Source organism: Aeromonas sp. HMWF014 (assembly GCF_963878295.1).
In the GTDB taxonomy this organism is placed as follows: domain Bacteria; phylum Pseudomonadota; class Gammaproteobacteria; order Enterobacterales; family Aeromonadaceae; genus Aeromonas; species Aeromonas popoffii.
This window is the reverse complement of record NZ_CAWNYS010000493.1, coordinates 1-6,544: the sequence shown is the minus strand read 5'-3', so window position 1 is coordinate 6,544 and position 6,544 is coordinate 1. Positions and strand designations below refer to the sequence as shown.

At 54.0% G+C, this 6,544-nt stretch carries 7 protein-coding genes; 5 read left to right on the top strand and 2 right to left on the bottom strand.

Going from position 1 to position 6,544, the window contains the following annotated elements:
* Positions 1-201: 201 nt before the first annotated feature.
* The gene (thiI, locus tag AAC083_RS19035; RefSeq protein WP_108535522.1) at positions 202-1,650 is read left to right on the top strand and encodes a tRNA uracil 4-sulfurtransferase ThiI; all 1,449 of its coding nucleotides are present in this window, start codon (positions 202-204) and stop codon (positions 1,648-1,650) included.
* Positions 1,651-1,735: 85 nt separating this feature from the next.
* Here the strand turns inward: thiI and AAC083_RS19030 are convergent, their stop codons facing one another.
* A complete protein-coding gene (locus tag AAC083_RS19030) occupies positions 1,736-2,128 on the bottom strand; it encodes a hypothetical protein (protein WP_042034480.1) in 393 nt (130 codons plus the stop codon).
* 103 nt (positions 2,129-2,231) lie between these two features.
* Positions 2,232-2,864, bottom strand: coding sequence for a trimeric intracellular cation channel family protein (locus tag AAC083_RS19025; protein WP_108535521.1), 633 nt, complete (start codon positions 2,862-2,864; stop codon positions 2,232-2,234).
* A gap of 418 nt (positions 2,865-3,282) precedes the next feature.
* Here AAC083_RS19025 and flaA point away from each other — a divergent pair, with 418 nt between their 5' ends.
* The 4 genes from flaA to AAC083_RS19005 all read left to right on the top strand — a co-directional run.
* Positions 3,283-4,194 (top strand): flagellin A, encoded by a 912-nt coding sequence (flaA, locus tag AAC083_RS19020; RefSeq protein ID WP_108535520.1) that lies wholly within the window; start codon positions 3,283-3,285, stop codon positions 4,192-4,194.
* Positions 4,195-4,774: 580 nt separating this feature from the next.
* The gene (gene flaB, locus AAC083_RS19015) at positions 4,775-5,680 is read left to right on the top strand and encodes a flagellin B (RefSeq protein ID WP_108535519.1); all 906 of its coding nucleotides are present in this window, start codon (positions 4,775-4,777) and stop codon (positions 5,678-5,680) included.
* A gap of 38 nt (positions 5,681-5,718) precedes the next feature.
* Entirely contained in the window at positions 5,719-6,159 is a 441-nt protein-coding gene (locus tag AAC083_RS19010; RefSeq protein WP_108535518.1) for a flagellar protein FlaG, read from the top strand.
* Positions 6,160-6,186: 27 nt separating this feature from the next.
* On the top strand, positions 6,187-6,544 hold a 358-nt coding region (locus AAC083_RS19005), incomplete at its 3' end, for a flagellar cap protein FliD N-terminal domain-containing protein (protein ID WP_308810982.1).

Here is a 6,544-nt window from a genome sequence, read left to right as displayed (position 1 = left end):
GGGTAGTAGATAAAGGTCTTCATCGAATCTGTCTGTTGTCAGGGGGGTGGCCAGGGCGCAGGTTTGGGAATATACGCAAGATTGCCGCCGCGTCGCAAACGTTGCATGAGGGAATGTGAGTAAACGTGCATCCAGTAGGCGCTGGCTACAAAGTTCTGATATAATTCGCGCCCTTAAATCAAGGCCACCCGAGTCAAAACCATGAAGTTCATTATCAAGCTGTTCCCGGAAATCACCATCAAGAGCAAGTCAGTTCGCCAGCGCTTCACCAAAATGTTGCAGGGCAACATTCGCAACGTGTTGCGCCGCTTCGACGAAGACGCCCGCGTACGGATGGATTGGGACAAGCTGGTAGTGAGCTCTCGCAACGATCAGTTCCACGCCCAGTATCTGGAGACGCTCAGCTGTATTCCTGGCATCCAGTACTTCCTCGAAGTGAAACTGAGCAACTTCACCGACCTGCACGATATCTTCGAGCAGACCCGTGCCGTCTGGGGCGATCGCCTGAAAGGCAAGACCTTCTGCGTGCGTGCCCGCCGTGTCGGCAAGCACGACTTCAGCTCGCTGGAGCTGGAGCGTTATGTAGGGGGAGGCCTTAACCAGCATTGCGAAACCGCCGGTGTGCGCCTGAAAAAGCCTGACATCCAGGTCAACCTGGAAGTGGAAAATGACGAGCTCTACATCATCAGCGCCGTCCACCACGGCATGGGGGGCTTCCCCATGGCGACCCAGGAAGATGTGCTGAGCCTGCTCTCCGGTGGCTTCGACTCGGGTGTCGCCTCCTACCAGTTCATCAAGCGCGGTTGCCGGGTGCACTACTGCTTCTTCAACCTTGGCGGTGCAGCCCACGAGATCGGTGTCAAGCAGGTGGCCTATTACCTGTGGAACAAGTTTGGCGCTTCCCACAAGGTGCGCTTCACCGCCATCGACTTTGAACCCGTGGTCGCCGAGATTTTGGAGAAGGTGGATAACGGTCAGATGGGGGTGGTGCTCAAGCGTATGATGATGCGTGCCGCCGGTCATGTGGCCGACTACTTCCAGATCCCGGCACTGGTGACAGGCGAGTGCGTGGGTCAGGTGTCCAGCCAGACTCTGACCAACCTGAACGTCATCGATCGGGTGACCGACAAGGTGATCCTGCGCCCGCTCATCACCTGGGACAAGCCGGACATCATCAGTGAAGCCCGCCGTATCGGCACGCTGGAGTTTGCCGAGACCATGCCGGAGTATTGCGGCGTCATCTCCAAGAAGCCAACCATCAAGGCTGTGCTGTCCAACATCGAGGCGGAAGAGGCCAACTTCGACTTCGCCATCCTGGACAAGGTGGTGTCCGAGGCCCGTTACCTCGATATCCGCCGCATTGGTGAAGAGACCGCAGCTGAAGTGCAAGAGGTCGAAACGACTCAAGTGCTGGGCGCTGACGAGGTGATCCTGGATATCCGCTCCAGTGATGAGCGAGACGAGAAGCCGCTGGTTGTGGAAGGACGTGAGGTGCTGCACCTTCCTTTCTTCAAGCTGGCCACCGCCTTTGGTGATCTGCCCGGGGAGAAGACCTATCTGCTCTACTGCGATCGCGGCGTGATGAGCAAACTGCAGGCGCTCTATCTGAAAGAGAAGGGCTTTGACAACGTCAAGGTATACCGCCCGTAACAGCACGTGCTTCCCATAAAAAAATCCGGCCAATGTGCCGGATTTTTTTATGTCACTCTGATGGCGTCCTGACGTCGCACGCGGCTCAGGGGCAGGGGACGGGTGTAAAGGTCGATTGCCCCTGACAGCGCCAGCCCATTTCGGCTTGCCGCATCTGCCACAGGTTGTTGCTGCGAAACAGGGTCAGGATGTAGATCATGTCGCTCTTGTTGCCATCGAGGGCCACCGAGAGCACCAGATCGTTGTCCAGTTGTTGTGCCTGGATACGACTGGGTATGTCGCTGTGGCCGACAAAACGTAGCGCCACTTCACGATAATCGTTGACCCAGGTTTGCTGGGCAGTGTTTGCCTGGCGGATCTGCAGGTTGAACTGCTGTACCGGGGTAGAAGCCAGTCGTCCGAACAGTATCTGTGCATCGGCTTGCGCCGTTGCCACATTCATCAGTAACAGGGAAGTGATGAGCCCAAGTTTTTGCATGAGGGATTCCGGCTTACAACGACTGGATCGTATGACAACAGAAAAGCTTGCTTGGTTCAACGTAACTCGGCCGGGAGTGCGACATAGCGCCCCAGCCTGGATATCAATGGCGTTGCAACGAGAAGGTGGGCAGTGACAGGTGCCAGTAGATGGCGGCAACCCGTAAACCAAACACGGCCGTCATGCAGATGAGCATGGCGGTGACCCTGTCCATATTGACCTCAAGCGCCAGGGTATAGAGGATGCCTCCCAGGATGCAGGCGGTGGCATAGATCTCTTTTTGCAGCACCATGGGTACTTCCCGGGCCAAGACATCCCGGATCATGCCACCGGCCACCCCTGTCATGGTTCCCATGATCACGGCAATTAGACCGGGGGAACCAAAGTTGAGGGCCTTCTGGGTGCCGATCACGGTGAAGAGGGCCAGCCCGAAGGCGTCTGCCACCGGCAGCACATACCAGGGCATGCGACGGGGCAGCTTGACCATCCACATACCGACCAGCGCTGTGGCGATGACGACCCAGATGTAGAGGGGGTCGCGCACCCAGAATACCGGGGTGGCCCCCAGGATCATGTCACGTATGGTGCCGCCGCCGATGGCGGTCACCGCAGCTAGCACCATGACGCCGAAGCCATCCATCCTGAGCCGCCCCGCAACCAGCACGCCCGAAAACGCGAATACCGCAGTACCAAACATGTCGCTGATGTAAACAATCTGCTCAACCAGTGTCTGCATGGAGAACAACTCACGTCCAATTGTTGATGGGGCCGCGATTTTAGGGGCTGGGCCAGCATCTGACCAATGGCGGCCTGCAAAAATGGGAGCCAGACCCAGTTTTTTCAGGCGGGATACGGGGTGAGCAGAGGGGAAGTGGCTACTGGCTTGAGGCGGTAGCCGAAGCTGGCAAGGGGGGCTTCTCATTATCCTCCGTCTATGCCTGCATCCCGCTGATAAGGGGCATTTTTTGAATTAAATCGCTTAAGTCCTGCGAGAGTGTGCCGATAAATAGGGTAAGCGGCGTTAATGCGATGAAGCGTTAAAAATAATGCTAAAGACATCGAAAAAGAAGCCGTTAAATAAGACGCATCGGACATGAAAGACAATAAAGTTCGAGCGAATTAGATATTAAATTTAATAGCTTAGGAGAATGGTCATGGGTCTTTATATCAATACGAACGTTTCATCGCTCAACGCTCAGCGTAACCTGATGAACACCAACAAATCGCTGGATACATCCTACACTCGCTTGGCATCTGGTCTGCGCATCAACAGCGCAAAAGATGATGCCGCCGGTTTACAAATAGCCAACCGTTTGACCTCCCAGATCAACGGGCTGGATCAAGGTAACCGTAACGCCAACGATGGTATATCCGTTGCCCAGACCGCTGAAGGCGCCATGGATGAAGTTACCTCCATGCTGCAACGTATGCGTACCCTGGCTCAGCAATCCGCCAACGGCTCAAACAACACTGATGACCGTACTGCGTTGCAGCAAGAGTACACCCAGCTGATGACTGAGATCGATCGGGTGGCCAAAGACACCACCTTCGGTGGACAGAACCTGCTCAAAGGCGGTTATGTTGGCTCCTTCCAGGTCGGTGCTGATGCAGGTCAGACCATTACCTTCCGGATGACCACGGCTTTTACCATCTCGGGCATGGCTTCAGCGACCAGCGGCAGTGCGACTGTAACAACCACTACCTCGGGTGAGCCTTATACTGTTACCAGGACGGCAGGTACCCCGGTTAGCTCCACCAGCATGTCGACTATTACTGCGGCAAGCTCCGCCCAGTCGGCCATGGCCAACCTGGATTACATGATCAAGGTAGTGGACAGTAAGCGTGCCGAGCTGGGTGCGGTGCAAAACCGTTTCGACTCGACCATTCGCAACCAGGCGAACGTTTCCGAAAATGTCAGTGCTGCCCGCTCACGGATCCGTGATGCAGATTTCGCGACAGAAACCGCTAACCTGACCAAGCAGAACATTCTGCAACAGGCTGCATCGACCATATTGTCACAAGCAAACCAGCGTCCTCAGTCTGCACTCTCGCTGCTGCAGGGCTGATAAAAGAAAACAGGGCGGTTGTTCAGGCCGCCCTGGTCAAGAGATGGAACAAAGGGGTGTTCGGGTTTGCACTCTGTTCTATCGGGAGAGAATAAATTCTCTATTAGTAGTGCCAAGTGTTGTCCAGCTGTTCAGTTCTGTCACTCTTGGTCGTATTCTCCTGAGCGTATGCTCATTTTAGGCCGGATTTTCCGGCCTCTTTTTATTGTGCCGTCAAATTGACGCCACTCCGTCATAATCAAAGCACAAACCGTGCCAAAATCAACCTTTCCTATGTGTTAGTCCTCATGGTGACTGATGTCACATGGCGAGTTTTCTGATGCCTGTGATTTGCCGCTGGCCGGATAAAACTTGCCGCCTTCGGCAATTATTTTCCTAAAGCTTGTGTTCATGCGGCCGTTAAATAAAGTGAAGCAATCGAGGGGTGTTCGGAATCCAACGTTTGCACTACTGCGGGTGGCCTGTTCGTTCAAACAGACACCCGCCAGAAGAGAAAGGCATGTTCAACCTGCTCTTCTAACGGTGGGACGTCGCTTTGGCGGCGCAACCCGCAGTCGCATGTTCTTCGGGAGAATTTTTTATGGCCATGTACATCAACACCAATACTTCATCACTGAACGCCCAGCGTAACCTGATGAACACCAACAAGTCTCTGGATACGTCTTATACCAGACTGGCCTCCGGTCTGCGTATCAATACCGCCAAGGATGATGCCGCCGGTCTGCAGATCTCCAACCGTTTGACCTCGCAAGTCAATGGTTTGGATCAAGGTAACCGCAACGCCAACGATGGTATCTCTGTTGCTCAGACTGCTGAAGGTGCCATGGATGAAGTCACCTCCATGTTGCAGCGTATGCGTACTTTGGCCCAGCAATCGGCCAACGGCTCCAACAACACTGACGACCGTACTGCGTTGCAGCAAGAGTTCGATCAGCTGACCACAGAGATCGACCGTATCTCCACCGATACTTCCTTTGGTGGTCAAAAACTGCTGGATGGCAGCTACAGAGGATCCTTCCAGGTCGGTGCCGATGCTGGCCAGACCATAACCTTCAAGATGACATCTGCCTTCACCATTAGCGGTATTGCGTCATCAACTAGGGGCAGTGCTACCGTAACGACCACTACGTCCGGTGAACCCTACACTGTGACCAAGAACACTACGGCCGTGACTTCCACCAGTGTAAGCAGCATCAGTACTGCTAAGGATGCCCAGACCGCTATGGCTAACCTTGATTTCATGATCAAGGCAGTTGACAGCAAGCGGGCAGAGCTGGGTGCGGTGCAGAACCGGTTTGATTCGACCATTCGCAACCAGTCCAACGTTTCCGAGAACCTGAGTGCAGCACGCTCGCGTATTCGTGACGCGGACTTCGCAACTGAAACGGCTAACCTGACCAAGCAAAATATCCTGCAACAGGCCGCCTCAAGCATCTTGGCGCAAGCTAACCAAAGACCGCAATCTGCCTTGTCCCTGCTGGGTTAACAGACAGACTGTGATGAGATAGAAAGAGGAGCGACGATATGGCCAATGAAATTGGAATCCAGTCATCGGTCACTCCTTCTTCTCTTCAGTCAAGTAGCAAGAGCGGCCAATCGGCCGCTCAAGTGCTATCTGGCACGACAGAAGAGCAGCGGGTGACGGCACAGGATGTGGAAAAACAGCAAGAGGTCAAAGCCGAAGAAAAAAACAGCAAGCAGGACACCTCTGAGATTGATGTTGAAAAAGAGGTTCAAAACTTGCAGGAGTTCAGTAAGTTACAGGGCTGGACAGTCAATTTCAGTGTTGAGAAGGATCTCGAACAGGTAGTCATCAAGGTGATGGATGCCGAAACCAAATCTATGATTCGCCAGATACCCAGCGAAGAGTTGCTGGCCATCAGCAAACGGATCAAGGATCTGCGCGAAGGCGATGCGGCCGGCGCAGGTTCACGAGTCGGGCTGTTGCTCGATAAAGAGATCTAATACGCAAGTATTACGAGGAGAGTGAGAATGACCACGATTACTTCTGCAGGTGCAGGTTCACAACTGGACTTGGAGTCGGTGATTGCTGCCAGTGTCAATGCCAAAAAGGCACAGCTGTTGCAGCCCATCACCACCAAGAAGACCAATACTCAGATCACACTCTCCGGGGTTGGGCAGCTGAAATCCGCTATTGCCTCCTTCGTGACCACGCTACAGGCGATGTCCAAGGATGATGCCTTCAACAAGCGAGCCATCTCTATTACCCAGGACAAAGATAATCCTGTGCTCAAGATGGAGAGTAAAGCGGGTGCTTCCAACGGGCAGTACAATATCACAGTCGAAAAATTGGCGAAGACCAGCAAGTTTGAAGGTGTGTTCGACAAAT

Bases quoted from the DNA above. Each gene is read 5' to 3' on its own strand.
- thiI (WP_108535522.1), top strand. From the start codon at position 202: ATGAAGTTCATTATCAAGCTGTTCCCGGAAATCACCATCAAGAGCAAG.
- AAC083_RS19030 (WP_042034480.1), bottom strand. From the start codon at position 2,128: ATGCAAAAACTTGGGCTCATCACTTCCCTGTTACTGATGAATGTGGCA.
- AAC083_RS19025 (WP_108535521.1), bottom strand. From the start codon at position 2,864: ATGCAGACACTGGTTGAGCAGATTGTTTACATCAGCGACATGTTTGGT.
- flaA (WP_108535520.1), top strand. From the start codon at position 3,283: ATGGGTCTTTATATCAATACGAACGTTTCATCGCTCAACGCTCAGCGT.
- flaB (WP_108535519.1), top strand. From the start codon at position 4,775: ATGGCCATGTACATCAACACCAATACTTCATCACTGAACGCCCAGCGT.
- AAC083_RS19010 (WP_108535518.1), top strand. From the start codon at position 5,719: ATGGCCAATGAAATTGGAATCCAGTCATCGGTCACTCCTTCTTCTCTT.